This is a genomic window from Pacificibacter sp. AS14 (genome assembly GCF_038899935.1).
Lineage (GTDB): Bacteria > Pseudomonadota > Alphaproteobacteria > Rhodobacterales > Rhodobacteraceae > Celeribacter.
Window position 1 is genome coordinate 180,723 of record NZ_JBBMQI010000001.1, and the last position, 26,757, is coordinate 207,479.

Annotated in this window: 26 protein-coding genes; 12 read left to right on the forward strand and 14 right to left on the reverse strand. The window is 53.0% G+C overall.

The annotated features are described in order from the left end of the window. The first annotated feature begins 193 nt into the window (after positions 1-193). From uxaC to uxuA, 5 genes are all read left to right on the forward strand, one after another. A complete protein-coding gene (uxaC, locus tag WNY38_RS00905; protein WP_342855435.1) occupies positions 194-1,603 on the forward strand; it encodes a glucuronate isomerase in 1,410 nt (469 codons plus the stop codon). A gap of 240 nt (positions 1,604-1,843) precedes the next feature. Further along, complete coding sequence (kduI, locus tag WNY38_RS00910; RefSeq protein ID WP_342855436.1) at positions 1,844-2,674, forward strand: 5-dehydro-4-deoxy-D-glucuronate isomerase; 831 nt, start codon at positions 1,844-1,846, stop codon at positions 2,672-2,674. A gap of 10 nt (positions 2,675-2,684) precedes the next feature. Continuing rightward, positions 2,685-3,428: a 2-dehydro-3-deoxy-D-gluconate 5-dehydrogenase KduD gene (gene kduD, locus WNY38_RS00915; RefSeq protein WP_342855437.1), complete on the forward strand. Its 744-nt coding sequence runs from the start codon at positions 2,685-2,687 to the stop codon at positions 3,426-3,428. Positions 3,429-3,507: 79 nt separating this feature from the next. After that, positions 3,508-4,959, forward strand: coding sequence for a mannitol dehydrogenase family protein (locus tag WNY38_RS00920; protein WP_342855438.1), 1,452 nt, complete (start codon positions 3,508-3,510; stop codon positions 4,957-4,959). Continuing rightward, positions 4,952-6,145 (forward strand): mannonate dehydratase, encoded by a 1,194-nt coding sequence (gene uxuA, locus WNY38_RS00925; RefSeq protein WP_342855439.1) that lies wholly within the window; start codon positions 4,952-4,954, stop codon positions 6,143-6,145. Before WNY38_RS00920 ends, uxuA begins: the two co-directional genes overlap by 8 nt. A 105-nt stretch (positions 6,146-6,250) precedes the next feature. On the opposite strand, the gene WNY38_RS00930 is transcribed toward uxuA, so the two are convergent. Then, entirely contained in the window at positions 6,251-7,276 is a 1,026-nt protein-coding gene (locus tag WNY38_RS00930; protein ID WP_342855440.1) for a LysR family transcriptional regulator, read from the reverse strand. A gap of 236 nt (positions 7,277-7,512) precedes the next feature. Between WNY38_RS00930 and araD1 the strand changes: the two genes are divergently transcribed. From araD1 to WNY38_RS00955, 5 genes are all read left to right on the forward strand, one after another. Next, positions 7,513-8,505, forward strand: coding sequence for an AraD1 family protein (araD1, locus tag WNY38_RS00935; protein WP_342855441.1), 993 nt, complete (start codon positions 7,513-7,515; stop codon positions 8,503-8,505). 8 nt (positions 8,506-8,513) lie between these two features. Next, on the forward strand, positions 8,514-10,259 hold the full coding sequence (gene araD / locus WNY38_RS00940; protein WP_342855442.1) for an L-arabinonate dehydratase: 1,746 nt from the start codon (positions 8,514-8,516) through the stop codon (positions 10,257-10,259). Between the two features lie 153 nt (positions 10,260-10,412). Beyond that, complete coding sequence (locus WNY38_RS00945; RefSeq protein ID WP_342855443.1) at positions 10,413-11,393, forward strand: NAD(P)-dependent oxidoreductase; 981 nt, start codon at positions 10,413-10,415, stop codon at positions 11,391-11,393. 9 nt (positions 11,394-11,402) lie between these two features. Next, entirely contained in the window at positions 11,403-13,097 is a 1,695-nt protein-coding gene (ade, locus tag WNY38_RS00950; RefSeq protein ID WP_342855444.1) for an adenine deaminase, read from the forward strand. A gap of 723 nt (positions 13,098-13,820) precedes the next feature. Beyond that, positions 13,821-14,597: a class I SAM-dependent methyltransferase gene (locus tag WNY38_RS00955; protein ID WP_342855445.1), complete on the forward strand. Its 777-nt coding sequence runs from the start codon at positions 13,821-13,823 to the stop codon at positions 14,595-14,597. Between the two features lie 650 nt (positions 14,598-15,247). Here the strand turns inward: WNY38_RS00955 and WNY38_RS00960 are convergent. The 13 genes from WNY38_RS00960 to WNY38_RS01020 all read right to left on the reverse strand — a co-directional run bounded on the left by WNY38_RS00960 (position 15,248) and on the right by WNY38_RS01020 (position 25,008). Then, the gene (locus WNY38_RS00960) at positions 15,248-16,150 is read right to left on the reverse strand and encodes a TonB family protein (protein ID WP_342855446.1); all 903 of its coding nucleotides are present in this window, start codon (positions 16,148-16,150) and stop codon (positions 15,248-15,250) included. Next, positions 16,147-16,554, reverse strand: coding sequence for a biopolymer transporter ExbD (locus WNY38_RS00965; RefSeq protein WP_342855447.1), 408 nt, complete (start codon positions 16,552-16,554; stop codon positions 16,147-16,149). The genes WNY38_RS00960 and WNY38_RS00965 overlap by 4 nt, the downstream gene beginning before the upstream one ends. A gap of 2 nt (positions 16,555-16,556) precedes the next feature. Next, positions 16,557-16,940: a biopolymer transporter ExbD gene (locus tag WNY38_RS00970; protein WP_342855448.1), complete on the reverse strand. Its 384-nt coding sequence runs from the start codon at positions 16,938-16,940 to the stop codon at positions 16,557-16,559. Beyond that, positions 16,927-17,541, reverse strand: coding sequence for a MotA/TolQ/ExbB proton channel family protein (locus tag WNY38_RS00975; RefSeq protein ID WP_342855449.1), 615 nt, complete (start codon positions 17,539-17,541; stop codon positions 16,927-16,929). Before WNY38_RS00975 ends, WNY38_RS00970 begins: the two co-directional genes overlap by 14 nt. Continuing rightward, positions 17,538-17,954 (reverse strand): hypothetical protein, encoded by a 417-nt coding sequence (locus tag WNY38_RS00980; protein WP_342855450.1) that lies wholly within the window; start codon positions 17,952-17,954, stop codon positions 17,538-17,540. The genes WNY38_RS00975 and WNY38_RS00980 overlap by 4 nt, the downstream gene beginning before the upstream one ends. Positions 17,955-17,964: 10 nt before the next feature. Further along, positions 17,965-18,366 carry a VOC family protein gene (locus tag WNY38_RS00985; protein WP_342855451.1) on the reverse strand — a complete coding sequence of 134 codons (402 nt, stop codon included), beginning with the start codon at positions 18,364-18,366 and terminating at the stop codon, positions 17,965-17,967. A gap of 22 nt (positions 18,367-18,388) precedes the next feature. Further along, a complete protein-coding gene (locus tag WNY38_RS00990; RefSeq protein WP_342855452.1) occupies positions 18,389-19,198 on the reverse strand; it encodes a heme ABC transporter ATP-binding protein in 810 nt (269 codons plus the stop codon). Between the two features lie 2 nt (positions 19,199-19,200). Further along, positions 19,201-20,304 carry an iron ABC transporter permease gene (locus WNY38_RS00995; protein WP_342855453.1) on the reverse strand — a complete coding sequence of 368 codons (1,104 nt, stop codon included), beginning with the start codon at positions 20,302-20,304 and terminating at the stop codon, positions 19,201-19,203. Positions 20,305-20,309: 5 nt separating this feature from the next. Next, positions 20,310-21,173 carry an ABC transporter substrate-binding protein gene (locus WNY38_RS01000; RefSeq protein WP_342855454.1) on the reverse strand — a complete coding sequence of 288 codons (864 nt, stop codon included), beginning with the start codon at positions 21,171-21,173 and terminating at the stop codon, positions 20,310-20,312. Continuing rightward, positions 21,170-22,225, reverse strand: coding sequence for a ChuX/HutX family heme-like substrate-binding protein (locus WNY38_RS01005; protein ID WP_342855455.1), 1,056 nt, complete (start codon positions 22,223-22,225; stop codon positions 21,170-21,172). The genes WNY38_RS01000 and WNY38_RS01005 overlap by 4 nt, the downstream gene beginning before the upstream one ends. Before the next feature lie 87 nt (positions 22,226-22,312). Further along, the gene (locus WNY38_RS01010) at positions 22,313-24,322 is read right to left on the reverse strand and encodes a TonB-dependent receptor (protein WP_342855456.1); all 2,010 of its coding nucleotides are present in this window, start codon (positions 24,320-24,322) and stop codon (positions 22,313-22,315) included. 372 nt (positions 24,323-24,694) lie between these two features. After that, positions 24,695-24,859: a hemin uptake protein HemP gene (locus tag WNY38_RS01015; protein ID WP_342855457.1), complete on the reverse strand. Its 165-nt coding sequence runs from the start codon at positions 24,857-24,859 to the stop codon at positions 24,695-24,697. Further along, complete coding sequence (locus tag WNY38_RS01020; RefSeq protein WP_342855458.1) at positions 24,847-25,008, reverse strand: hypothetical protein; 162 nt, start codon at positions 25,006-25,008, stop codon at positions 24,847-24,849. Before WNY38_RS01020 ends, WNY38_RS01015 begins: the two co-directional genes overlap by 13 nt. 554 nt (positions 25,009-25,562) lie before the next feature. Here WNY38_RS01020 and WNY38_RS01025 point away from each other — a divergent pair. Together WNY38_RS01025 and WNY38_RS01030 are read left to right on the forward strand one after the other, a co-directional pair. Continuing rightward, complete coding sequence (locus WNY38_RS01025; RefSeq protein ID WP_342855459.1) at positions 25,563-25,685, forward strand: hypothetical protein; 123 nt, start codon at positions 25,563-25,565, stop codon at positions 25,683-25,685. 142 nt (positions 25,686-25,827) lie between these two features. After that, on the forward strand, positions 25,828-26,649 hold the full coding sequence (locus WNY38_RS01030; RefSeq protein WP_342855460.1) for a DUF6635 family protein: 822 nt from the start codon (positions 25,828-25,830) through the stop codon (positions 26,647-26,649). The last annotated feature ends 108 nt before the right edge of the window (positions 26,650-26,757 follow it).

Consider the following 26,757-nt stretch of genomic DNA (forward strand, 5'->3'; position numbering starts at 1 on the left):
GTGGTTCAATTTATGCCGGTTCTCAAGAGCAGTAGCATCATTTTTCTGATGTGAACTGACCGTATGTGAAGTCTCGTTGACATGAATTTCCAACTAGCATATTAGATTGCTGAGGAATTGAACACCCCCTATAGCATCAAAGCTTGAGGCTATTTCAATGCCAAAAGTTTTAGGGGGTGACGGGGGGAATTACATGGCGCTACTCGACCAAGATCGTCTGTTTCCAGTCGAGGACCGCACGCGTGGTCTTAGCCGAGAGATATATGACGGTATAAAAGATTTACCGATCATTTCGCCGCACGGGCACACGGACCCGTCTTGGTTTGCGCTCAACGAGAGTTTTAGCGATCCAGCACGTTTATTTGTGACCCCTGACCATTATGTTTTTCGGATGTTTTGCTCGCAGGGTATAGATTTGGCCACTTTGGGCGTGCCACGCGCCGATGGGGGCGTGACGGAACAAGATCCGCGCAAAATCTGGCGTGTGTTCGCGGAAAATCTGTATCTTTTGCGCGGAACGCCGTCGTTGATGTGGCTCAACCATGCGTTTCAAGAGGTGTTTGGCATAGACGTGCCGCTGACCCGTGACACGGCTGACGAAATGTACGACCATATTGACGCCTGCTTGAAAACTGATGCGTTCAAGCCGCGCGCTTTGTATGACCGCTTTAACATCGAGGCTCTGTCGACCACCGAGATGGCCCTGGACGACTTGCAGCATCATAAAACCATTGCTGAGAGCGATTGGAATGGCACCGTTATTTCTGCCTATCGCCCCGACAATGTGATCGATCCTGAGTTTGCTGGGTTCACTGAAAATGTGATGCAACTTGGGGCTTTGACGGGTGAAGACACGGCCACTTGGGCGGGCTATTTAAATGCGCATCGTGCACGGCGCGCTTATTTCAAAGAGGTGGGGCGTGTCACGTCCTCTGACCATGGTCACCCGACTGCGCGCACCGAAAACTTTAGTGCCACTAAGGCCAATGAGCTGTTTCAAAAGGCGCTCAGCGGTACGAGCACGGCGGATGAAGCCGACGCCTTTCGCGGGCATATGCTCACCGAAATGGCGCGTATGTCGCTGGATGACGGTTTGACGATGCAAATTCATGCGGGCTCTCATCGCAATCATTCTGGTCCTATGTTGCAGCAGTTTGGCCGCGATAAAGGCTTTGATATTCCGTCCAAAACCGAATTTGTGAACAATTTAAAACCCTTGTTGAACGCTGTTGGCATGGAACGCGATCTGACGGTGATTTTGTTCATGCTGGACGAGACCACGCAAAGCCGCGAACTTGCGCCTTTGGCGGGTGTTTATCCGGCGCTGCGTCTTGGGCCGCCTTGGTGGTTCCATGACAGTTTTGAGGGCATGAAACGGTTCCGTGAAAACACCACAGAAACCGCTGGGTTTTATAACACTGTTGGCTTCAACGATGACACGCGTGCGTTTTGTTCTATCCCTGCGCGCCATGATGTGGCCCGTCGCGTCGACGCTGGATACCTTGCCACTTTGGTTGCCACAGGGCGTCTGACTGTGGATGAGGCGCATGAGGTTGCGCAAGACTTGACCTATAATTTGGTGAAAAAAGCCTATAGGCTTTGATCGCAGATACCACGCCTTTTGGGAGGGAGGCCAGTTTCACGCAAATCACTTGAATAAACACACTGCCGCTGCCTGTTTAGGAGCGCGATAGATGTATTTCAAACACTTTGCGCGCAAACCTTTACTCATATTTCAAGTTTAGAGCCGCCATTTCTGCCTCGCATTCTAACGCCGCCCTGACTTTTTAACGCGGCGAGGTTGGCCTCGCGCTGACCTGAACAAAAACATAGGAAGAAGATCATGACCAAACTCAACGTCGAAACCCGCCACGCTGTTCACCCTGAGCACGCCAAAGGCATGGATACCCAAGCCCTGCGTGATCATTTTCTGGCCCAAGGTATGTTTGCCGATGGTGAAATTCGTCTGGTCTACACCCATTACGACCGCTTTACGGTTGGCGGTGCTGTGCCCGCCGGTGGGTCTTTGACGCTGGACAAAGTCGATGAAACGCGCACAGGGACATTCTTGGAACGTCGTGAAATGGGCATCATCAATATCGGCGAAGCGGGTTCTGTTGAAGCGGCAGACGAGACTTACGTGATGAACAAAGGCGATGTGCTTTACTTGGGCATGGGCACTGGTCCTGTGACTTTCAAAGGGCAGGGGCGTTTCTACATCACGTCTTGCCCTGCGCATCACACCTATCCTTCGCGTTTGGTCACGGTTGATGAGGCCAATAAAGTTGAAATGGGCGCGCCTGAGACCGCCAATGAGCGCACCATCAAGATGTTCATCCATCCGCTGGTGATGAAAAGCTGCCAATTGGTTATGGGTTACACCTCGTTTGAACAGGGCTCCGTTTGGAACACCATGCCAGCGCATGTGCATGATCGCCGCATGGAAGCTTACCTGTATTGGGGCATGGACGATAATACGCGCGTGTTCCACTTGATGGGCGAACCTACTGAGACACGTCACATCGTTGTGGCCAATGAGGAAGCAGCTATTTCGCCAACATGGTCCATCCATTCTGGCGTTGGAACTGGCGCCTATACCTTTATCTGGGCTATGGCGGGCGACAATGTCGATTACACCGACATGGATTTCGTTCAAATCGCAGATATGCGCTAAGGGGCTTTTTATGTCAGATTTATTCTCACTCAAGGGCCGCAAAGCGCTTGTTACCGGTGCCAACACGGGCATCGGCCAAGCCATTGCAGTAACGCTTGCAGGTCAAGGCGCACACGTGATCTGTGCAGGTCGGCGCGCTTGCGACGAGACGACCGCGATGATCGCGCAAAACGGCGGCACAGGCGAAGCGCTGATCCTTGATTTTGCCGACCCTATGGCTGCGAAAGACGTGTTCAAGGGCTTGGGCGTCTCGATCCTTGTGAATAACGCAGGCATCATTCGTCGCGAAGATTCAGTCGACTATTCTGAGGAAGACTGGGACGCAGTGATGGACGTCAACCAAAAGGCACTGTTTTTTACCTGTCAGGCCTTTGGCAAGGAATTGATCACCTCAGGCGGCACGGGATCCATCGTAAATATCGCGTCTTTGCTGTCGTTCCAAGGCGGCATTCGCGTTCCTGCTTACACGGCGTCCAAACACGCTGTTGCAGGGATCACCAAAATCCTTGCCAATGAATGGGCTCCCCATGGCATCACAGTGAATGCCATCGCGCCGGGTTATATTGCCACCAACAACACCGAAGCCTTGCGCGCAGACCCCGTGCGCAACGAGGCCATCTTGGCGCGTATTCCCGCAGGTCGTTGGGGCGATGCCTCAGATATTGGCGGCACGGCGGCTTATCTTGCCTCCAATGCGGCCAAATACGTGACCGGTGCTGTGCTGAACGTCGATGGCGGTTGGTTAGCACGCTAAGTTGATACATAGGCGGGTGCGACCTGATCGCGCCCGTCCTCTCTCTACAAAGCCACTCTTGGCTAAGGACACAAACATCATGACAGACAGCAATTCACATGCCCGCCTTAGCCGCTCAGATGCGGTGAAACCCGGTGTCGGCATTATTCACCTTGGCCTTGGTGCCTTTTACCGCGCCCATGCTGCGATCTATATCGCGCAAGCGATGCAGGCATCCGGTGGCGATTGGGGCATCACGGGCGTTTCCTTGAAATCGCCCACACAACGCGACAAGTTGGCCCCGCAAGACTGTGTCTACACAGCGCTTGAATTGGCCCCAACTGGCCCGATCCCGCATCACATTGAAGTGGTGCAAGATGTGCTTGTCGCCCCTGAAAATCCCGCCGCCGTGCTGGACGCGATGAGCCAAGAGACCGTCAAAATCGTCACGCTTACGGTGACCGAAAAAGGTTATTGCCACGAACCCTCGACAGGTAAATTGCTGCAAAGCCATCCTGATATCGTGCAAGATCTTGCAGACCCCAGCGCGCCTGCGTCTGCTCTTGGGTTTTTGGTCCGTGCCTTGGATGTCCGCCGCACAAAAGGCCGGCGTCCCTTCACGGTTTTGACCTGTGATAACCTGCCTGACAATGGCCGCGTTTTGCGTGGTGTGGTGCTTGAATTGGCCGCGCTGATTTCTGATGATCTGGCCGCTTGGATTACATCCGAGGTTAAGTTTCCCTGCACGATGGTGGACCGGATTGTACCTGCGACCAAACCGGAAGACATCGATATGCTTGGCGATCTCATCGGCAAATATGATGCGTCGCCTGTGATGATGGAACCCTTCCGCCAATGGGTGATCGAGGACGACTTCGTTGATGGTGTGCGGCCAGATCTTGGCGCAGTTGGTGTACAGCTGGTAGAGAACGTCACTGAATTTGAAGACATGAAACTGCGCTGTTTGAACGGCACGCATTCAAGTCTTGCTTATTTAGGCTACTTGGGTGGTTTGGACACCATTTCAAACACCGTGGCAGAGCCTGCTTATGCGGCCTTTGTGAAATCGCTTTGGAGGGATGAAATCATCCCGGGTTTGACGCCGCCTGCTGGTGTTGATCTACAGGCCTATGCCGATGCGCTTTTTGACCGCTACCAGAACCCATCCATTCGCCACCTCACTTGGCAGATTGCTATGGATGGATCGCAAAAACTGCCTCAACGGATTTTGAAGCAGTTGGAAAGCGGGTTGCAAGCAGGGCGTCCGATGTCTGGACTTATTTTGGCGGTCGCCGCATGGATGCGCTACGTTGGTGCTGTGGACGAAAAAGGTGCCGCTATTGACGTACGTGACCCCATGGCGGATCGCCTGAAATCCCTGAGCGACGGGGCTGAAACCGATGTCGCCAAGGTGCACGCTTTGCTGGCCATTGACGAAATTTTCCCATCAACTCTACAGAATAATTCTAACTTTGTCGCCCGACTGACGGCAGCCTATGAAGGGCTTGTTGCACAAGGCGCATACAAAATGATCGAGGCACACAATGATTGAATCTTGGCGCTGGTACGGACCGCTAGATAAAATTGAGCTTGGCGAAATCGCGCAAACAGGCGCGCTTGGTATCGTCAATGCTTTGCATGAAATCCCCTACGGTGAGGTCTGGACGCGCGAGGCAATCGCTGCGCGTCAAACCATGATCGCCGACGCTGGGCATGGTCAAAAATGGCATGTCGTTGAAAGCCTGCCGATCCACGAGCGGATCAAGCGCGGCGAGGGCGATTTGACAGAACTCTTTGCGAACTATCGCCAATCTATGGCCAATCTCGCCGCCGAAGGGCTGACGACGATTTGTTATAACTTCATGCCCTTGATCGACTGGACACGCACGCGATTGGATCATCCGCTCAAGCACGGTGGGACGTCTTTGCGGTTTGAACAACGCCAAATCTGCGCGCTGGAAATGTTCATGTTGGAACGTGCTGGCGCCGAAAACGACTTTACGCCCGAAATCGTTGCGCAAGCAAAACAATGGTATGATCAATCCACCGAAGACGACCAAACAGCATTGATTGCCGCCATCATGGCGGGGCTTCCTGGCGCTTACGAGCGCTATGATGTGACGTCGATGAAAGAAGCACTCAAGCTTTACGACGGTATCGGCCGTGATGACATTCGTAGCAACTACGCGCGCTTTCTGGCCGAAGTTATTCCTGCGGCGCAAGATTTGGGCATGCGCTTTGCGGTGCACCCTGATGATCCGCCCCGCGATATTTTTGGCCTGCCACGCGTGATGTCAAATGCCGAAGACATTGCTTGGGTGTTTGCACAACAAGATGCTGTGGAAAATGGTTTGACGCTGTGTTCAGGATCACTTGGCGCCAACCCTGCCAACGATGTACCTGCGATTGCACGCGAATTTTCAGAACGGATTCATTTTGCGCATCTGCGCAATGTGGCCAAAGATGCCGATGGGTCCTTTGAGGAAGCCGCGCATTTGGACGGCGACACTGACATGGTCGAACTGGTGTCCGTTTTGTTAGGCGAAGAGCAAGCCCGCAAAGAGGAAGGCCGCGCCGATTGGGAATTGGTTTGGCGTCCCGATCACGGGCATGAGCTGTTGCATGATATCGGATCAGGCACCCATCCGGGATATCCCTTGATCGGGCGTTTGCGTGGATTGGCTGAAATGCGCGGGGTGATCAAAGCACTGTCTCATAAGAATGTGCAATTCAGTTAAGTGGACGCCCATTCTGGGTTTGAACAATGCAACCTGCCTCATGGCGGCCCACCAGTTTGGGTCGCCATTTTCTTTGGAATTATAGAACTGGGCGTGCGTCTGACGCTAAGCAATTGTCGGGGGTGAAATGCCAATGCCGTCGCACAATAAGCGCAAAACAGATTGCGCTACAGGTGTTAAAGCACCACCAGCGCGGGTGATGAGGCCATAGTCTTCGACTTCGAAATCTATATCTGTTTTTATAATCTGGACAAACCCTGCTGTATCAGGCACGCCCATGTCGTCGCCTTGATAGGATGTGAACGTCTGCGCCACTGAGGTTGCAACGGGGGCGACTGCGTTGGTTTGTGAAATCGTCGCCAGAACCAGTAAAAAAGACGAGGTTCTAAGCACCCTTTCAGGCAGGGGAAGGCCTCTGCGCCCTAGGGCTTGACTGACAGTGTTGTGTAAAATCGCGCCTGCGTCAGGCATAACCCAGTCATATTTTAACAGGTCAGCCACTGGAACAGCACTTTGTGGGGCATGATCTTTGCGTTGCAGCACAGGGTGGCCGTGTCGGCCCACAATACTCAAGGGTTCTTTGCTTACCACTGTCATATTGAACGTCGAAGGGTCTGCGCCTGTCGGCAACCGCGCCAGTGCGAAATCAAGTCGCCCGCTTTGCAGCATGGGTCCAAGCGTATCTGACGTGCCGACTTCCACGTCTATCTGTACGTTTGGCAAAGCAATGCGCGCTTGTCTTAGAGCGGGCAGCACATGCTCAATCGCTGGGCCGGTGACTGCCCCGATTGAAACTTTGCCTGTCAGCCCTGATTTCAATTCAGTAATCTCGCGGTCCGCGTCTGAAATTTCATGCAAGATCCGTCGTGCGCGTCGTGCCAAGGCCAAGCCTTCCGCCGTCAATTCGATCCCTCGGCCAGCCCGTGTATAAAGCGGCGCGCCGATGATGCGCTCGACCTCAGAGGCTAGACGCGATGCCGCCGGTTGCGCGATGCCCATAACGCGCGCTGCAGACGAGAGTTGTTGTTCGCGCATTAAAGCCTCTGCTAATCTTAGGTGGCTGATTTTTATGCCTCTTTTGAGCAATCGGTCCATTGGATAAGAGCGTCCTTGTTCTCGAAAACAGCACATGTCTGCGTTGAAGTGACTTCAGGTAGTATGGTGAAAATGGTATATTTATATCGTATAATATAATTTGACTGAGATGTGTCAAAGGTTTTGAATGCAGCGCACTGTCAAGATCACGCGCTCCTTTGTTTGGCGCCGTTGTGACGAGACAAACAAGATTAGCAATACGCCGTCACAAGGATCATGCAGCTCACATCTGCGCCCTGTGATGGAGAGAAACAAAATTGGAAATGAAAATCATGCTGCTCTCACAAATTCAAAACGCCCTTGGGGGCATCACTGTTGTCGCGCGTGACGGGTCTGAAGCCTACGCGGTGAAAGATGCGGCATCGACTTACGCTTTGGCGATGGAAGCGGCTGAGGCAGGCAAATCCTTGGCGGAAGTGATCCAAGCCCATGGGTTTGGCGAGGCGATTGATTTGAATGCGGCCTATGCCGAGGGCCGGATGATGCTGCCAATCCATCATGAAGACCCAGCGCATTGCCATTTGACAGGCACCGGTTTGACCCATTTGGGGTCCGCGTCAACACGGTCATCGATGCACGCCGAAGCCAAAACTGATGCGCCAGTAACTGACTCCATGAAGATGTTTCAAATGGGTCTTGAGGACGGCAAGCCTGCCGTGAATGCCGAGGGCGCGCAACCTGAGTGGTTTTACAAAGGCAACGGCACGCAAGCTGTGGCTGCTGGTGCGCCACTGACATCGCCCAGCTTTGCAAAAGACGCAGGCGAAGAACCTGAAATCGCAGGCATCTATGTGAACTCAGCCGATGGCACGCCGTTCCGTGTTGGTTTTGCGCTGTCCAATGAGTTTTCAGACCACATCACTGAGCGCGGCAACTACCTGTGGTTGGCGCATTCCAAATTGCGTCCTGCGTCTTTCGGCCCTGAGCTTTTGGTCGGCGATCTGCCTGGCGATGTGCAAGGCATGTCGCGCATTTTGCGCGATGGGGCTGTGATCTGGGAAAAACCGTTCCTTTCTGGTGAAAACAACATGTCGCACACTGTGGCGAACCTTGAGCATCATCACTTTAAATACGACATTTTCCGCCAGCCGGGCGAATTGCATGTGCACTTCTTTGGCACCGCAACGCTGTCGTTTGCCGATAAAATTTCCACCAAAGATGGCGATGTGTTTGAAATCGAAGCGCCTGAGTTTGGCTTGGTCTTGCGCAATCCATTGATCCAGCAGCCTGCCGTGTCTGGCACTGTCACCGTCAAAGTTTTGTAAGGGGTCCCATGACATTTACACCAGCCCCTTGGCCCCGCAAACTGCGTTCGCAATCTTGGTACGGCGGCAATTCACGTGACACGATTTATCATCGTGGCTGGATGAAAAACCAAGGTTACCCGCATGATTTATTCGATGGTCGCCCGATCATCGGCATCTTGAATACGTGGTCCGAATTGACACCGTGCAACGGCAGTCACATGAAAGAGTTGGCTGAAAAGGTCAAAGCGGGCATCTGGGAAGCGGGCGGTTTTCCGGTGGAAGTGCCTGTGTTTTCAGCCTCAGAGAACACCTTTCGCCCCACTGCGATGATGTTTCGCAATCTGGCAGCTTTGTCGATTGAGGAAACCATTCGCGGACAACCTATTGATGGCGCTGTGCTTTTGGTTGGCTGTGATAAAACCACTCCGTCTTTGATGATGGCAGCGGCGTCTTGCGATATTCCGTCGATTGTTGTCACCGGCGGACCTATGTTGAATGGTCATTTCAAAGGCGAGCGTGTCGGGTCTGGCACGCATCTTTGGAAATTCTCAGAGGCTGTGAAAGCTGGCGAAATGACCCAAGAAGAATTCTTGGAAGCCGAACAGGGCATGTCGCGCTCTTCTGGGACGTGCAACACCATGGGCACGGCATCAACGATGGCGTCTATGGCCGAAGCTTTGGGCATGGCTTTGTCTGGCAATGCGGCAATACCTGCGGTGGATTCGCGTCGTCGCGTGATCGCGCAGATGTCTGGTCGCCGGATCGTACAAATGGTCAAAGACGACTTAAAACCGTCTGATATCATGACCAAAGCCGCGTTTGAAAACGCTGTGCGCGCCAATGGCGCAATCGGTGGCTCGACTAATGCGGTTGTGCACCTGCTGGCGATGGCGGGTCGTGTTGAGGTTGATTTTACACTGGACGATTGGGATCGTTGCGGGCGTGATGTCGCCACCATCGTTAATCTTATGCCGTCGGGGAAGTACCTGATGGAAGAGTTCTTTTACGCTGGTGGACTGCCTGTTGTCTTGCAATGTTTGGGGCAGGGGGATCAGCTGAACAAAGACTGTATCACCGTCTCTGGTCAGACGATCTGGGACGAAGTGAAAGACGTCGAAAACCACAACGAAGACGTGATTTTGCCGCTCGAACAAGCCCTGACACAGCAAGGTGGTATCGCTGTTTTGCGCGGCAACTTGGCCCCCAAAGGCGCTGTTTTGAAACCCTCTGCCGCCTCACCGCATTTGCTCAAACACACTGGGCGCGCCGTGGTATTTGAAGACATCGACGATTACAAAGCCAAAATAAATGACGAGGCTTTGGATATCGACGAGACCTGCATCATGGTGATGAAAAACTGTGGCCCCAAGGGCTATCCGGGCATGGCAGAGGTCGGTAATATGGGCTTGCCGCCAAAGATCTTGAAAAAGGGCATCACCGATATGGTGCGTATTTCTGATGCGCGCATGTCTGGCACGGCTTACGGCACAGTTGTGTTGCACACCTCGCCTGAGGCCGCCGCAGGTGGTCCTTTGGCCGTGGTGCAAAACGGCGATATGATTGAGATGGATGTGGAAAATCGTGTGCTGCGTTTGGATATTTCCGATGCAGAACTGGCCGCGCGTCTGAAAGCTTGGACGCCTGCTGTAAGCGCGCCAACTTCGGGCTATGCCTACCTGCATCACGCCCATGTCGAAGGCGCTGACACCGGCGCGGACTTTGATTTTCTCAAAGGGTGTCGTGGCAATGATGTTGGCAAAGACAGCCATTAGGCCGCTCTTTCAAGGCATCAAACAGGTGCCTGTAAAATAATCAAAAGGGGGCGTTTCTCGGGACGCCCTCTTGTCTTTTGGCACGCGGTCCTAGATCACTTTGATAAGAGACCCAAAAATGGGTCTGAACGCGCACCAAAAGAGACGACAGCTATGAAATTTTTCCCGATGTTCCTTCGGATGGCCGACCGCGATGTGATGATCGTGGGGGGCGGCGAAACAGCCGCACAAAAAGCGCGGCTGATGTTAAAATCTGAGGCGCGGATCACCTTTGTTGCCCCGCGCCTAGACGACGAATTGCAAGCACTGGTGACTGAAGGTCGCGCCAGCCATGATCGCGGGCCCATCACGCCTGAGACCTTTAAAGGCTCTGCTTTGGTGTTTGTCGGCTCTGGCTGTCCGGGGCTTGATGCCTCGATCCATGCGCTGGTGCGTGTTTCTGGCGCTTTGGTTAATGTCGTCGATCAACCTGACCTTTGTGAAGCAAATACCCCAAGCCTTGTAGACCGCGATCCATTGGTTGTGGCGATCGGCACCGAAGGGGCCGCACCCGTGTTAGCGCGCCAAATTAAAACCCATTTGGAACAGGTGCTTGAACCAAAATTGGGCGACCTTGTGGCGCTCGGTGGGCGTTTGCGATCTGCCGCAGCGCAACATGTTCACAAAGACAAACGCCGTGCCTTTTGGCGGTGGGTCTATGCCGACAAACCACGTCAATTACATGCCCGCGGTGCCGAACGCGAGGCCGCAGAGCTGATCAAATCAGCCATTCAGAACGGCAGCGCACCCGATGATGCAGGACAAGGTCAGATCACCGTGGTCAGTGTTGGCGCAACCGATGCGGATTTAATGACCCTACGCGCGGTTCAGCGTCTGCAAGAAGCCGATTTGATCATCGCGGCAGAGCCCGCTTTCGCATCCATCTTCGAGCTGGCCCGCCGCGATGCGGATCGTATTGTCGTGGGCAAAGACCACGGCACCGCCGCTTGGCGCTTGTCTGATCAACGCAAAGCAGCCTTTGATGAATGCGAAAGCGGCGCGCGTGTGGTATGGTTGGTGCCTTCCCGCGATGCAGATCGCGCCGCCATGGGTTTTGATCAAGCCGTTGAAACCATTCCTGCCGTGATGTCTTAGGAGACCGATATGTCCAATCTTGAAACACGCATTGCGCAAGCCAAAGGCGACGAAATCGCGGATATCGTTCTCAAAGGCGGGCGTATTTTTGATTTGATGACCGGTGAATTGATTGCTGGCGATGTGGCGATTTGCGGGGATCGCATCGCAGGCGTGTTCGAGCAGTATGAAGGCAAACAAGAGATTGATGTCACCGGACAAATCCTTGTGCCTGGCTTCATTGATACGCATCTGCACATTGAAAGCTCTCTGGTGACGCCGTTTGAATTTGATCGCTGTGTGACACCGCGCGGGGTGACGACGGCGATCTGTGACCCGCATGAAATTGCCAATGTCATCGGCCTTGATGGCATTCGTTATTTCCAAGAAGCGTCCGAGCATACGTTGATGGACATTCGTGTGCAGCTGTCAAGTTGCGTGCCATCGACCCATATGGAAACCGCAGGGGCTGAGCTTCTGGCGGATGACCTTAAACAAGTGATGGGTCATCCGTCGTCCATTGGGCTGGCCGAGTTCATGAACTACCCCGGTGTGATGTTTCGCGACCCAAGCGCCATGGCCAAGATCAAATTGTTCGAAGATCAGCACATCGACGGTCATTGTCCGCAGCTCTCTGGGCGCGATCTCAACGCCTATATCGCCGCGGGCATTCGCACGGAACATGAGGCGACGACGTTTGATGAGGCGCGTGAAAAACTGCGCAAAGGCATGCGGGTGCTTATTCGCGAGGGCTCTGTGTCCAAAGATTTGCACGCCTTGCAGCCGCTGTTGACTGATATCACCTCGGCCTACATGTGCCTGTGCACCGATGATCGCAACCCTTTGGATATCGGCGAGCACGGCCATTTGGATTACATGATACGTACCCTGATCGCGCTTGGCTGTTCGCCTTTGTCGGTCTACCGCGCCGCAAGTCTGTCTGCGGCTGAGGCCTTTGGCCTGAAAGATCGGGGCATGATCGCACCCAGCAAACGCGCAGATATTGTGGTCATCGATAGTTTGGAAAATTGCAACGCTTCCAAAGTGTTCTGTGGTGGTGTTGAAGTCACTCATGAGAATTTTGAAGCCCGTATCGAGATCGCGCCAGTGGCACGCAATTCTGTCAAAGCACCTTATGTGACAGCGCAGGATTTTCGCACCACAGGCAACCGCGAAGACACCGACGTGATTGGTATTCTTGAGGGCAAGATCATCACGGAACACCTGCATGAGGTGATCCCAATTGAAGATGGCGATAAAAAGCCGGACCCGTCGCGTGATTTGACGCGGATAACGGTGATTGAGCGGCATGGCAAAAACGGCAACATCGCCAGTGGGTTTGTCAAAGGCTTTGGTCTGAAAGCTGGCGCGATTGCCTCGACCGTTTGCCATGATCATCACAACATCGCTTGCGTTGGCGTGGATTACGACGATATGGCGCTGGCCGCCAATCGGATGAGCGAGATCGAAGGTGGGTTTGTTGTCGCTTCAGGTGGCAAGATTTTGGCCGAACTGGCGCTGCCTGTGGCCGGATTGATGAGCCTTGAGCCTTTTGAAGTGGTACGGGATGCGCTGGTCGATTTACGTGCCGCTGCGAAATCTTTGGGCGTCACATTGGAAGAGCCGTTTTTGCAACTGGCGTTCTTGGCTTTGCCTGTTATTCCTGCGCTCAAAATCACCGATCGCGGGATGGTGGATGTGCATAAATTCGAGATAATCAGCTAAAGCCTACAAGGCGCAAGCGAGCAAAATAGGAGTGTGCCGTTTGTCCTGATTTGCGCCGTGTGCCTGTCTATTTTTAGAAAATTCAGACGGGTATTGTCTGACACGGCTATGGCAAATCCTTTCGTATTGGGCAGAATGTCTTCGATGCGCCCGCCTGTCAGTCGCGCCGATGATGGCGTGGACGGGTCGCAGTTAATTACATTTATGTTCAGTGGTTTATGGTAGTAGAGTTCGCATGTTGTTCAACGTATTGTTCAAGGTGGACTGAAAAACGAAAAGAGATTGTTTATCAGGCAATCATTTTGTTCCGAAAAAAGAGCGAACGACCCCAAGCCGCCGGTCGACGCGTTATTAGCATGCTGCGGTGGCAGCACGCATTGCGGCCTTTCGCTGCGAGTGCAGGGTTGATAATTGATCTAATTTCGCAAATGCAGATGCAGCTTTGCTGTCGTTGGTTATCCCAATGACGGTAGGCAGGCTTTAGCGCGCATATTTCCGAAATAGGCATCAAGGACAACGGACCCTGCAAGGGGTTAAAGCTTTGGTTGGGTTCTGAGATCGGTTCGTGCCATTAGTCGCACATGTCGCCTGTACGAATAGCCTGCACAAAACCATAAAGCAGCTTCAGCCAGCAACGAAGACGTAGCCGTTTACAATAGTTTCATTTGACAGGTGGGTAGCATTGCGAAACAGGTGGGTCGTTTGCTGAACAAGGAGCAAAAAATGTCACCCCCTGCAGGTTCATCTTTCCAAGCGGCTGAGGTTGTTGATCTCTACCTTCATCGACCACCCTACGCACAAGAAATTTATGAACGCATTCAAAATTTTGCGCCTTCACGAGATGCCTTGTTGGATCTGGGCTGCGGTGAAGGCAAAGTTGCCAGACAAATGACCAAGGTCTTTGACCGAGTGTTTGCAGTTGATCCATCCGCAAATATGATCACTCTCGGAAAATCGCTCGAAAATGGCGATGCTGAAAACATAGAGTGGTTGGAAGCCACCGCTGAGAACGCCGCTTTGCAGGGTTTATTTGACGTCGTCACCTTTGCATCGAGCATCCATTGGATGGAACCTGTCCCTCTTTTTACAAAGCTAAAAAAGCACTTAAAAGAACGCCATCTACTTGCCATCATTCGGGGAGACGACCCATTTGAACCTGCATGGCAAGAAGAATGGCTTGCTTTCCTGACCCGCTGGGTGCCGAAGGTGACGGGACGCGCGCTCGGCTCACCGCAATGGGAAGGGGCGAGAACGCAATATTTGCATCATGTTGATCGTATTCAAGAAGACGAGTTCATTTCAGAACCGTTCCGGCAGCCCGTCGAGGATTTCATTCAGTGCCAGCATTCCCGTGACACTTTTTCGCTTTCCAAATTGGGTTCTCAAAAACAAGACTTTCAGCGCGAGCTTGAGGTGATTTTAAGGCCTCACGCCGATATCCAAGGGAAGCTCACGTTTCAGGTGAAGACGCAATTGACACTCGCCACTCTTAAAAGTTGAAACCCCCGACTAGCAGGGGTATTTTGAATTCTACCAATGATCAAAGTCGGCTTCGGACTTGAAACTCTACTTTGCAAACTCCGGTTTTCGAGCATCGCTGCCATCTGTGCCGGATGTAGAATTAAGCAATTTTGGGCTCTTTTCAACCTTCTTCGGTTCACGGCATCTAAGTGTATCCGGTTCACTCAGCCACGAACGGCCCAATGCTGGCATTGGATGAGCTTCAATACGCTGCGGTGCAGCATCTCGAAAGCAAAACGCTACATTGCCTTCCCGCATTGAGGGGCGATAACGTTGTGAGAGGAATTAAGATAGAGGAATAGAAATGGCTTTTGTTGCGAAGGTCGATCCTATCAAAATGGTAGTTGGACAGAATAATCGAACCAAATCGGACTCTCATTCTCATGTTGAACCTAGATGAAAATATAGAACTTGAGCAGCAATTCATCGAGCCTTCCACCGAGGACGTGGAGCAACACAGGCACCTTCATGGATGCCTATTTTGGAATTCTATAGTTACGTAAAGAACGAAGCTCAGGAAGCACAGCTCGAAACAGTTGAACCTTGGATCTAAGCGTTTTCGTAAGAACCCATGTCTGCTTTCACAGTGTATTTCCAATTGTTGCGAAGACAGGTCCCGTCAGCGAGCTTCACCCAGCGCTATCGAAGCGCACGACGACATTCATAGACTTGCCGTTTGGGGGAGGTGTAAACGGCCCTGCGCGCTTGACCTGCGCAACCGCGACTTTATCAATACCAGCATGCCCTGATGACGTGACAATCAACGCTTTTGAGATTGACCCTGAAGGGGAAATGGTGATGCCAACCATGGCTTTGCCGCGCGCGCCAGCAGAGCGCTTGGGGACACGAGCGATTTTGCGCAGCACTTTGGTTTTGTAGGATCTAACCGCCCCATCACCTGTTGTTTTTGTCGTTGATTTTGTCTTGTTTTCTGAAGCGTCTGTGTTTGTGCCTGCTGCCATGCCTGAAGCTTGCCCTTTGCGCGCCGTCACTGGAGCATTTCCTGCCTTCGTTTTTCGCGGTAGTAATTTTTTTTGCGGTTTGGGGGCGGCTTGAGCTTTCGTAGGTCGGGGCTCAGGAGGCGTACGGGAAGGTTTTGATGCCTCCGTCGGCATAGGCACCGGTTGCGCTTTAACGTTGGAAGGGGTGGACGCCGCCGTTGGTTTCTGCGTCACCTGAGCAGCTTCACTCGAAGGCGCAAGGGCGGATAACATCGGGGTCGATCTGGACTGTAACGCTGGCGGCACCGAAGCTTTCGTCAACGTCTTTGTGGTTTGAGATGTTGCCGTTTGCGAAGGTGTGGTTGCAGCCACGACGGTGTCTGGCGTTACAGTTTCACTCAATGGTGTTGGCGCAGCTTGGGCTCCAACACTTGCTTTGACCAAGTCTTCGAAACCCAAGCCAAGCGCAACAACACCCGAAACGTTGCCACCGTCAAGCACAAAGGATTGCTCTGCACTCTCCCAGCCTGCGCCGAAGACATGAAGTGCGATGGACACCCCAAGGGCGGCCGGGGGCCAGAGCGACCTCATGGCACACTCTTTTCAGTCATAATCATGATTTTCTGTGCCGCTGTTGAAGTATGCGCTGCGCGCGCAATTTTCAATAACTCCAACGCAGGTGCGTCGCGATCAGGCATAATCCGCAGTTGCCCTGCGTCAATTTCTTCTTTTTGCATCTTGCGCATCGCCGCTAAACCTTCGTCTATCGTCACAGTTGACCCAAGCCACGTCAGCCTGCCATCGTCATGCAACACCAATGCATCGCTTGGTGGGATCACATCTGGATCGTCCGTTTGAACCAACGACAAATCCGCATCCAAAGGGCGGGCAACTTGCGCCGCAACAAGGAAAAAAATCAGCATTAAAAAGACGATGTTAATCAGCGGTAGTGTTGGTTCATTGCTGCCATCACGGCGATTTGCGACAAAACTCATGGTCACTCCAACACGGCAAATTTTGCATTTGGCAGAGCGTTAAAAACGCGCAGGGTGTCGACCAAACCCTGCGCCCGCGCATCTTCGCCAATCGACAAAAGCAAACGTACATCGCCATTTCGTCTCAAGGGCGCGATCGTGGCGGACACGGCGTCCAGGGGCGTCGAACGACCGTTGATTTTCACCCCATCGGCGGTGAGGCGGGCGAAGACTAAGGCTGTGTCGTTGAAGTCCGTGCGGGTTGAGCCGCCTGCCACCGTCAACTCGATGTCCCCGAATTTTGAAAACGTCGATGACAACATGAAAAACAACAAGAGCAGAAAAATGACGTCAATAAGTGAGGTCAATGACAGCCGCCCGCGTCGTCTGGCGCTACGCTTGGGCATGTTCACCTCGGATGGGCGTTGCAATCATTGGGTTTTGCGCAAAGATCTGTGGTGTTAAAATTTCTTCCAGCGCATCACGAACAGCATGATCGAAACGTTCTAATTTACCATCGAACCACGACAGCGCCATTGAGGTGGGCATGGCCACCACGAGCCCCGCTGCGGTCGTGACCAAGGCCACCCAAATCCCGCCAGCCAACACCGCAGGATCTGCTGTGCCACCGGCCTCTTGCAGGGTACGGAAGGCATCGATCATACCCAGAACCGTGCCAAAAAGACCAAGCAATGGGGCGACTTGGGAAATCACATCTAACAACCGCAAACCTGATCCAGCGCGTTCAAATTCACGCTCCAATCTCGCTGCGGTCCGCGTACGGAGCGCCTCGTCGGTCGCTCCGTTTTTCTTTGCTTCGGCGACCTGTGTCAGAATGGATCGCGCGAAACCTCGGGTCACACGTGGTCCGACCCCTTCAACGGCAAACACGACGATCTTCCACAAAATGCAAGCCAAGGCGATGACGGAAAACCCCAGTAAAATCGCCACGACGGGTCCACCCAAAGCGATGATCTCGAGCAGACGATCTTGAGCAAGTGCAATCATTGTTGAACCTCCACCGCATCTAGGCGCGACGAGAACGTCGGCGTGACCGTGCAAGCGCTCCCATCCGTTGCGTTGCAAATTGACACGTCATTGAAAAGGACCATTGAGATGTCGTCGCAATTGGTTTGAGGCATATCGAACTGTCGCACCCGCAAACCCTGAGACGGGATCGCGCCGAAATCAAACAAAGTAAAGGTCTGCACGCCGCCTTCTTGATCGAACAGAACCGTTTGGGTTTGCAATTCGGACAGGCCCTGCTGCGCTGTGACGGTGAAGGTCAAACGGCACGCGCTGCCGGCTTGCGCGGCACTGTTCAAATCGATCACGGCAGGTTGCTGTGCAAAGGCTGGTGCTGCGGATAACGCCGCAAAGGCAAGTAAGGCCGCGTGCAAGGCATACGAGATTTGGGTCATGAAAACTCCATCAGGAAAGAGAAGGGGGCACAGGCCCGCCGGTTACTGAGCGCCCAAACACGAGTAAAACGCCGCACGGGTCAGACACATAAAATTCAAACATGTTCCATGGGGTTTGAACAAAGCCACGAAACCCAGGAACTTTGCGTGCAGCGAATTCGTCGTGAAGCGCATCAATGCCCGCGCCGCGAATGTAGCAGCGCGCTTCGGTTTCCAATGGACCCGTGTCGTCGGCGGCATAGGTTCGCGCATGATCGGGTGGGCAAAAATGCAGCTCAATCTGATCTCGGCGCATGATGAGATAATCTGGCGCAACGCGTTCAGGCGTAAAACCGAGTTGGTTCGTATAGAAGGCTGTCGTCTCATCCAGATTGCTGGATCTCAGGACTGGGAGGACTGTTAAATCTGTCATTTCATGTTCTCCATATAGCTGTTCATCCTGCAGAGCCCGCAGCGAAAGACGCCGCTTGCGGTAAAACCCATGGTCCCCCAAAGGGCGGCGGGGTATTGGTGCGCACGGCGCAGCCATAACAAATGGACAGGTTCTCATTCGTCAGAACATGTTGCGGCGTGCCTGTGCTTTGCACTTTGCCTTTGTTGAGCAAGACCACTTTATGAGCAAACATGGACGTTAAGTTGAGGTCATGCATGACAGCGATCACCCCGCCGCCTGCTTGCGCAAAATCGCGTGCGATTTGCATCACCACCAGCTGATGCCCGATGTCGAGCGCAGACACAGGTTCATCCAACAATAACCAGCGCGGACGACCATCTAACACGGGGTCCCAGATTTGAACCAGAACACGCGCCAGCTGTACACGTTGGCGTTCTCCGCCAGACAAGTCCTGAACAAACCGCCCCTCAAACCCGCGCAGACCAACACGCGCCAGAGCTTTGTGTGGCAAGTCTTGCATAAGCGTTAAGGCATCCGTGCTGCGACCGCTGGTCAGACCAAGTCGCACCAACTCCAGCACCGTGAATGGAAAAGCGACGGATCCCGATTGTGGCAGAACGGCTCTGCGCGTGGCACGTTCGACGGGCGTCATATCCGACAGCAGACAGCCATCTAAAGTTGCGTTACCTGTCGACGCGACGTCTCCTGTGATGGCTTTCAACAGCGTGGTTTTACCTGATCCATTGGGACCAACAATTGCGGTCAATTCGCCGGGCAGCGCTTTAAAGTCAACGTCTTGCAGCACTTGCGTTTGGCCAAATGTGACCGTGATATTTTTGGCTTGTAGCATTGTTAAACTTCCAAAATTGCGCGATTTTTCAGCAAGACCCACAGGAAGAAGGGCCCCCCAACTGTGGCTGTCACAATGCCAACGGGCAATTCAGCCGGGGCCACGACAACGCGGCTCAGCATGTCTGCAATCAAAAGAAACACAGCCCCCAAGAGGGCGGCATTTGGCAAAAGCATGCGATGCACGGGCCCTTGTATTAGGCGCAAAAGATGCGGCACAACGATGCCAACAAACCCAATGCCGCCAGTGATGGCGACTGATGCGCCAACGGATGCGGCGACGCTTAGGACTGACATCCGTTTCATTCTCTGGACGTCAATGCCCATATGTTGCGCAACTTGCTCGCCGAGAGACAAAGCATCGAGGGCGCGTGCCAAAAAAGGCGCAGCGGCCAACGCCAGAATGATTATTGGACCCGCCGTCATGAGTTTAAACCAAGACGCCCCAGCAACCGAACCCATCCCCCAGAACGTCAAATCACGCAGCTGATCATCGTCGGCACGGTAGACCAAAAACCCGGTGGCAGCGCCCGTTATGGCCCCAAGCGCGATGCCCGCAAGCAGCATTGTGATAACAGATGTGCGCCCACCGCGGGTCGCAATTCGGTATAAGATCAATGTTGAGGCCCAGCCCCCGAGGAACGCAGCCAAGGGGATAAGATAAGGGCCCACAAGACTGAGCACTGCCACTGGCAGAAACCCACCTAGTACAATGGCCATGACGGCACCAAAGCCCGCGCCGGCACTGATGCCGACCAGACCGGGATCCGCAAGCGGGTTGCGAAATAGCCCCTGCATCACCGAGCCGGACACCGCCAGCGCGGCCCCGACCAAAGTGGCCGTGAGCATCCTTGGCATGCGGATATCCCAAACGATAGACATGTCGCGCGCGCTTGCAGTTCCAATCCCAAACTTCGCGCCAATTGCCCCAAGGACATCTGTATCGGACGCAGCACCCCAGCCCAAACTGAGCAACATCATCAATAGCAATAGGACGACCAATCCGGCCTGAAGGATGAACGATTTTGCCCTGCGATCACCGGGCGTTGAGGACGCGCGCAGTGTGGTGAATGCTTGTTTTGCAGTGGGAAAGGATAGAGCTGCCATCTGATTTACTGCGCCTTTGTTGCTATAGGTTTAGGCGCGAGCGCCGCATTGAGCGTTCTTGCGAATTGGGCCGTGCGGGGGCCAAAGCCAAGTGCGGCTGGGTCTATGGTGACGAAGGAACCGTTCAGCGCGGCGGGGCTATGAGCCAGAGAGGGTAGGGCTAATATTTCTTCTTTGCGCCCTGCGTGATCCTCGCGCCCTGTCATCATCAAAACGACGTCAGGTGCGGCTTCAATCAATGCTTCGTCGCTTATGATTTTATAGCCTTCATAAGCGGCCCCCATGACGTTCTCGCCCCCCGCAAGGGTGATTATTCCATCGGCACCTGTGTTGCGTCCTGCAACATTTAGACGCCCCCCTTGATTGGAAAGGATGAACAAGACACGCGAGGTTGTTTTTTGCTGCGCAATGTCCGTTTCAAGCGCGCCGAACGCGTCTTCGATCTGCTTGTGCAATGTCGCTGCGGCGTCTTGTTTTCCCAAGGCTTCGCCGATGTTGTCGACCGTGTTCAGAACGCTTTCTTTTGTGAAACCATCGTGGATCTCAACCAGCGGTACACTGGCGGCGCGCAACTGGTCTAATGTCTCAGGTGGACCTGCCGTGTCGCGCGTCACGATAAGATCTGGACTGACTGACAGCACGCCTTCCGCGGACAATTGACGCATGTAACCGACATCTGGAAGGGCTTCCACCTCGCTTGGGAAATGCGATGTGGTATCGCGTGCAACAATGCGGTGCCCCGCCCCAAGAGCGTAAATCACTTCTGTGACGGGGCCCCCGATGGAAACGATAGAGGTGGCATTCGGATAACTTTCTGCTTGTGCCGTAACCGGAAAGGCGACGGCGAGAGCGGCGAGAAAGTATTTCATGCCAATGCCTCTTCACAGGTTTTCAGTTCAGCCAAAATATTGGCCCACCGCGCGGCATCACCCTCTTCATTCTTTTGACCAAAGCATTGAAAAATCAAATTGCCCGCGGCGTCGAAGGCTTCGAATGACAAAGCAGGTCCACGTTTGGTTGGCTTTTCAATGACATAGGCTTCGACCACGTGATCATCGCGCAGATGAAGGTTGAATTTCGGATCAAGCACATTGAGCCAAGGCCCCATTGGTTTGATGGTGTCGAGCGTGCCCCAATGAATTTGGATGTTGCCAGGATTGCCGACAAATAAGATCACCTTTTGACGCGCTTCAGCGACGGCATTCAAGAATGCTTCTGAGCTGTCCTTTGCCACAGGGCGCACCCATTTTTCACCTGATGCGAGACGATATGCACCAAGGCGGTTCATGCCAAGATTACGTGTTATGCGGTTAAATTGATGAGTATCTGTCATCTTTGCCCATGCCTCAAACAAGGCGCTGCGATTGTCTGCGCTGCCTTGCGCACCTTCGGCAGGTTTGCGTGGTGCAACCTCTATACTGTCGTTTATGTCGCCTGTTTTCAACGCCGTAACAAGTGGCCCCCAAGCATCATGATTCGAGTCGTCACGCATAAAGACCTTTTGCAACGCGTCGCCTGCGGCATCAAAGAACTGCAAAGACTTACGGGTGCCTTTTTCGGTTTGCGTCTCAACGGCAAAGCCAAAGCTCCAGTGTTTGGAAAAGATGCGGGTGTCGATATCGGGCCCCAGCACCATAGAGGCATGTTGACCAGAGGTGTATTTCTCGAAGGTGCCGACCCGTTCGTGCACGCAAGATTCGTTGCGCGTAAGGGCCATGACTTCACCCAAGGATGTGATCTGCGGCATCACATCATCTGGATTATGGGCGATGCGGGTCACGCTTTGTCCGTCGTTCTGCCCAACAAAAGCGGCAACAAGTTGAGCTTCGGAAATACCCAAGCTGTGTGCCAAATCACGATCTCGCATTGTGGCATCGGATTTGGCTTGGCGAATATCAGTGGCGGAAAGGGGAGATGTCATAGCAATGTCCTTTAGGCTTAAGGTGGCGTAAAAACGCGAAAGGGCGATGCCGCATCTGAGGATGCGCGGCATCGCGGGCGGCCAAATTTAGAATATCTTGGTGACCGAGAGCGTCAGATTGCGTCCGGGTGCAGATCTACTGCTAAGGTAGGGCTGGTAGTCGCGATCGAACAGGTTATCGAGCGACGCACGAAATTCCACACCATGCGCGAGACCGCTGTCTGGAATGTAGGCCGCCGTCAGGCCTGCAACTGTGTAGCTTTCACTTGCCGCTGTCGCACCGGAGGTGCTTGTTGTGCGCTCATTCGACCAAGCGTGCAGGACTTCAATAGCGAGATTTAATTGGTCCTCAAGAAAATGCTTGCCAACAGTCAGCTGCGCTGCGTCGCTTGGCGCGTTGTTGAAATACTCACCCGTTTCCCATTCGCCGCGTATGCGAGACGCATTGAAATCCATGTAGAACGCAGCATTGGCGTATGAGGCTTCAAATTCGATTCCCTCCAATTTGATGTTCTCATATGAATATGTTGAATCGTAATAGGTTGTGTTGTCCCAAATACGCGTTTTGAATGCGGTCAATTTGGCTTTCACACTGTCGCCAGTTTGGAACACATCGACAGTGTCATAAGAGGCACCAAGTTCAATCGTGGTTGCTTTTTCCGACGTTTCAATAAAGGCGTTGGACAGATCATCAATGATCGGCATGTTTTCATTATACGCGAGCGTGCCAAACACTGCGAAGTTTTCACCGAGCCTGTAACGCGAAGACAAAGCACCGACGGTGGAGTCTTTTTCATAGGTTGTACCGTCCGCGATCGAGTCATTGCCCTCAGACGTGATTTTTTGTTTCTCGAAGCGCAACTGAGGGGTCAACGTGAGGTTGCCGATAACGATTTCATCCGTCGCATAGACCGCAATAAATTCATCCGTACCGCCCGGAGACGCGCTTGCATTTGAGTCCGTATCGCTAATGGAAGTGCGCGTGCGCTTACCGATTTCAACGCCGGTCAATACTGTATGATCGGCTGCCCCTGTCGCAAAGACCGCCTCATTTTCAAAACTCAAAGACAGTCGCTCTGTCCTGTTGTCCGCATTGTAGATTGTCGAGGATGTCGTATCTGAAATGTTTGAAATCAATTCGTCAGAATATGTGAGCTTTCCGGTCAGATTGATCAAATCGTTGTCGGATGGATTGTATTGAAACTGCGCATAGGCCGTGGTGTCTTCTATGTCCGCATCTACACGCGCGTCGAACGAGGAACCGATAAAATCATAGCTCACATCTTCTAGGCGGTTTTGTGTTTTTGACACTGACGCTGTAAAGCTGAGCTCATCGGTTGCGTTGTATTTTAACTTGAGCATCGCAGACGGCATTTCATAGGCCGTATCGGCTTCTGTGCTGCCCGAACCATCGGTGTAGTCGCCACTGGAACGGTAGCCGTAGAACCCAAGCACTTCGAGTTTGTCATCGGGGGCCCAAGCTACAATTGAACTGCTCATGAAGCCATCGCCGTTGCTTTCATAGGACAGCTTTTGGCGGATCGAAAATGTGTCACCGTCTTCGAGAAAATCAGATGCATCTTTGGTGACAGCGTCCACTGTGCCGCCAATCGCACCTCCTGAGAAACGGAAGCTTTCGCCCGGACCACGGATCACTTTAACTGTTTTGAACAGCTCTGGTTCCATTGTCAGAATACTACCTTGGCGGTAGATCTCTTCTTGGCCTTTTGCGACACCATCGATCACCACAGCAACCTTGGTGTTTGACCCGTATGTCCCAGCATCCGCCCCAAGGCCGCGAATGTTGATGGAAGACCCCTGAGGTGTGGCAGCGTTGGACAGTGTCACTCCCGGAATCGTACCGAGGAGTTCGGCGAGCGTTGAGGCCTGGCGCGCATCGAGTTCTTCTTGTGTAATAATTGTTTCAGATGTTGCCGTGTCGGTTTGAATGCCCCGGCGGCTTTCCCCTAATGTGACGACGCCGATGTAGTCGCCAAAGTCCGAGGTGTCGGTGTCTTGGGCAAACGCTGGCCCCGCCAGTGTCGGTGCAACAGCTATGACTGCCATAAGTGCACGCAAGCTTGTTTGAGTTCTCATTGTTATCCCCTTGGTTGTTCCTTTTGGGCTGGCTACCAAGGGAGGGAGCTTGCGTTATTTGAAGGGCAACTACTATAACCTTACTATTTTTGTCAAGAATAAATTATTAACCTCTTCATCAGGTTTGCAGATGGAGGTTTTGGTCTTCGTTGATGATAAAACCCTACTGGATTAGGGTGCTGCGCTTGAAGTCGATAGAGCGTGCCGTCACAACAAACAGGGGCGACCAACCTATCGATTGGTCGCCATCCAACACCGCATTTGCATTTGGCAACACGTCGCCTGGGACTGAAATGCGACCCAAGTTATACCCTTTTCTACAAAGGGCAGTTTTACGATTTGACGCTTGGTGTCCGCAGCCGGCATACGATTCTACTTGGTGAGGATCAGTTTCCCCGCCCGCGTTATGCGTAAAAAATAGGTTTGATCGGCTAGGACAATACATGCGGGCTGCCCATCAGGCATTAAGTCCTGTGCGTCGTATGTTTTGGGCCGTGTTGTCTCTCTGGAATTTGTCGGGATTGTTATGTCTGCCATAGTAAAGGCCCCTCTGACGCTAAATTGTCCAGAACACGTCCAAACTTTTCTTGCGGAATGCCGTCATCCTGGAACAGGATTTGGATCTTGTTCAGCGGATGTGCTTTTTGTTTGCTTTTAATGGGGCTTGTCTGTGTGCGCCAGTCCATGACGTTTCTCCTGCTATGTTGTGGTCTGGGCTCTCCATTTGGGTTGGCTAGGACCGATCCTATGCAACCTGACTAAATTTGTCAGGAATGTCAACGTGTGGAAGTGACCAAAACCGTGACGAAGGTCAGTCCTTTAACCTAAGTATCGAAAGCATAATAAAAAATATCTTTAAATATCATTCGCCTGCAGGAAAATTTGAGGTCTATATTGCAGCGGTCAGTTGACACCACACACCTTGGCTTCCGTTCTCAATACAAAAAGGCATGACCAAGCCAAATACGAGGCCTCCTATAAAGACCCACGGATCAGTGCCGTCGCAGCGATTGATTCAGGCCTCACTTGGGGCCTTGCGCCTGAGGATATACAAGATTTGACGGCTTCACTTTTACTTATAGGGCTTGGAAAAGGCGCGGATCGGTTAAGCGCAACAGACACCAGCGCTATGGGCAGCAATTTGTGCCGCAAGCGACGGTTCAGGCAATCGTGCATGCGATTCACGTCTCAGCCCTTGGTCTGTGTAAGCCCGCAGGTGAAGCGATTTTGATCGAAGAGTTTGATCGAAGAGAAAGACGATCCGGTTTGCACCGACCCGATGGAAACAGACCGCGCCCAAGTGCTTGGAGAACCCAAGTGCTTGGAGAAAATGTCGACGCTTTGGCTGATCACTTTGAATTAGAGTGAGACTTTGCGAGGCGCATCTTGGTTTGAAGATCAAGATGCGCTTGCTACCGTGAAATTTTAAGACCTGTCGCAATGCTTACATCACGATGAGATATCCTACATAAGGTGACATGAATTATAACTGGGAAACCTCGTCAGTGAGCGGTTTAACACCAAATGATAGTCGGCGAGCTGAGGTCAGCGCATTCGTGCGTGCGACGTTTGGGTTGCGAGGCACAGTGCGTCTTCATAGTTTTGCCTTTGGCTTTGATCTGCTGCGTGCCCCAGCGAATGTCTTGTTGGCGCCGGTTTTTCTTGTGACCCAACTGATGGCCCTGACCGCTAAGGCGATGCGATGCCACAAAGCCTCTGTTTGGATATCACGACGTAAGATTTTGTTTGAAACCAATGTGTCGAAGCAGGTCGCCATTCGTGTCTTGGCTTTTATCGGCGACCTTGAAACAAAGGGCGATCTCATTGCCAGTCCAACCGAGACCGTCGAGCACGAGATAGCCGGTTATACAGGCGTGCGCAGTGCCGTGAGCGAAATAACAACGACACTCATCGTCATCATTGTGGGGGTCTTTGTCTTTCAGACTGTCACCCCTGGGGTGCTGTCTATCACTGGACAGGTGGCTGAATTGAGAGCGCACGCGCATGCCATCGCGAATTTCCCCCTCGGACAAGGGGTGGGCAGACTGTACTATGGTGTGTTCTCGACGGATCTTAAGTCTTGGGAATGGGTGGCAACGGGTGTTGTCCTGTCGATGTTGGCATCTGTTGTGACGACCTTCGCCGGTGTGATCGCGGATCCGTTGCAGGTCATGACAGGGACGCACCGTCGCCGCCTGTGTCGCCTGCTGAATCGCCTAGAAATCGCGTCAGGTCGCAGCAATACCATAGCGCGAGAACACATCATGGCCCGCCTAGCTGATCTGACCGACATAGCGCTTAACCTCTGGCGCGCCCTGCGGGGATGACCGTCTCTTGAAATCTGCGGTGCGGCATAATTGATCGCGCCAATGTTGGCTTCGGGCTGTTCGTGCCGATCTAAGATAGGGTCGCTTGGCAAGACTTGGGTGCGCGAC

Bases quoted from the DNA above. Each gene is read 5' to 3' on its own strand.
- WNY38_RS00955 (WP_342855445.1), top strand. From the start codon at position 13,821: ATGTCACCCCCTGCAGGTTCATCTTTCCAAGCGGCTGAGGTTGTTGAT.
- WNY38_RS00990 (WP_342855452.1), bottom strand. From the start codon at position 19,198: ATGCTACAAGCCAAAAATATCACGGTCACATTTGGCCAAACGCAAGTG.
- WNY38_RS00980 (WP_342855450.1), bottom strand. From the start codon at position 17,954: ATGACCCAAATCTCGTATGCCTTGCACGCGGCCTTACTTGCCTTTGCG.
- WNY38_RS00970 (WP_342855448.1), bottom strand. From the start codon at position 16,940: ATGCCCAAGCGTAGCGCCAGACGACGCGGGCGGCTGTCATTGACCTCA.
- kduD (WP_342855437.1), top strand. From the start codon at position 2,685: ATGTCAGATTTATTCTCACTCAAGGGCCGCAAAGCGCTTGTTACCGGT.
- WNY38_RS00995 (WP_342855453.1), bottom strand. From the start codon at position 20,304: ATGGCAGCTCTATCCTTTCCCACTGCAAAACAAGCATTCACCACACTG.
- WNY38_RS00965 (WP_342855447.1), bottom strand. From the start codon at position 16,554: ATGAGTTTTGTCGCAAATCGCCGTGATGGCAGCAATGAACCAACACTA.
- araD1 (WP_342855441.1), top strand. From the start codon at position 7,513: ATGCTGCTCTCACAAATTCAAAACGCCCTTGGGGGCATCACTGTTGTC.
- WNY38_RS01015 (WP_342855457.1), bottom strand. From the start codon at position 24,859: ATGGCAGACATAACAATCCCGACAAATTCCAGAGAGACAACACGGCCC.
- WNY38_RS00985 (WP_342855451.1), bottom strand. From the start codon at position 18,366: ATGACAGATTTAACAGTCCTCCCAGTCCTGAGATCCAGCAATCTGGAT.
- kduI (WP_342855436.1), top strand. From the start codon at position 1,844: ATGACCAAACTCAACGTCGAAACCCGCCACGCTGTTCACCCTGAGCAC.
- WNY38_RS01020 (WP_342855458.1), bottom strand. From the start codon at position 25,008: ATGGACTGGCGCACACAGACAAGCCCCATTAAAAGCAAACAAAAAGCA.
- WNY38_RS01010 (WP_342855456.1), bottom strand. From the start codon at position 24,322: ATGAGAACTCAAACAAGCTTGCGTGCACTTATGGCAGTCATAGCTGTT.
- ade (WP_342855444.1), top strand. From the start codon at position 11,403: ATGTCCAATCTTGAAACACGCATTGCGCAAGCCAAAGGCGACGAAATC.
- WNY38_RS00930 (WP_342855440.1), bottom strand. From the start codon at position 7,276: ATGTGCTGTTTTCGAGAACAAGGACGCTCTTATCCAATGGACCGATTG.
- WNY38_RS01005 (WP_342855455.1), bottom strand. From the start codon at position 22,225: ATGACATCTCCCCTTTCCGCCACTGATATTCGCCAAGCCAAATCCGAT.
- uxuA (WP_342855439.1), top strand. From the start codon at position 4,952: ATGATTGAATCTTGGCGCTGGTACGGACCGCTAGATAAAATTGAGCTT.
- uxaC (WP_342855435.1), top strand. From the start codon at position 194: ATGGCGCTACTCGACCAAGATCGTCTGTTTCCAGTCGAGGACCGCACG.
- WNY38_RS00960 (WP_342855446.1), bottom strand. From the start codon at position 16,150: ATGAGGTCGCTCTGGCCCCCGGCCGCCCTTGGGGTGTCCATCGCACTT.
- WNY38_RS00945 (WP_342855443.1), top strand. From the start codon at position 10,413: ATGAAATTTTTCCCGATGTTCCTTCGGATGGCCGACCGCGATGTGATG.
- WNY38_RS01000 (WP_342855454.1), bottom strand. From the start codon at position 21,173: ATGAAATACTTTCTCGCCGCTCTCGCCGTCGCCTTTCCGGTTACGGCA.
- WNY38_RS00975 (WP_342855449.1), bottom strand. From the start codon at position 17,541: ATGATTGCACTTGCTCAAGATCGTCTGCTCGAGATCATCGCTTTGGGT.
- WNY38_RS00920 (WP_342855438.1), top strand. From the start codon at position 3,508: ATGACAGACAGCAATTCACATGCCCGCCTTAGCCGCTCAGATGCGGTG.
- araD (WP_342855442.1), top strand. From the start codon at position 8,514: ATGACATTTACACCAGCCCCTTGGCCCCGCAAACTGCGTTCGCAATCT.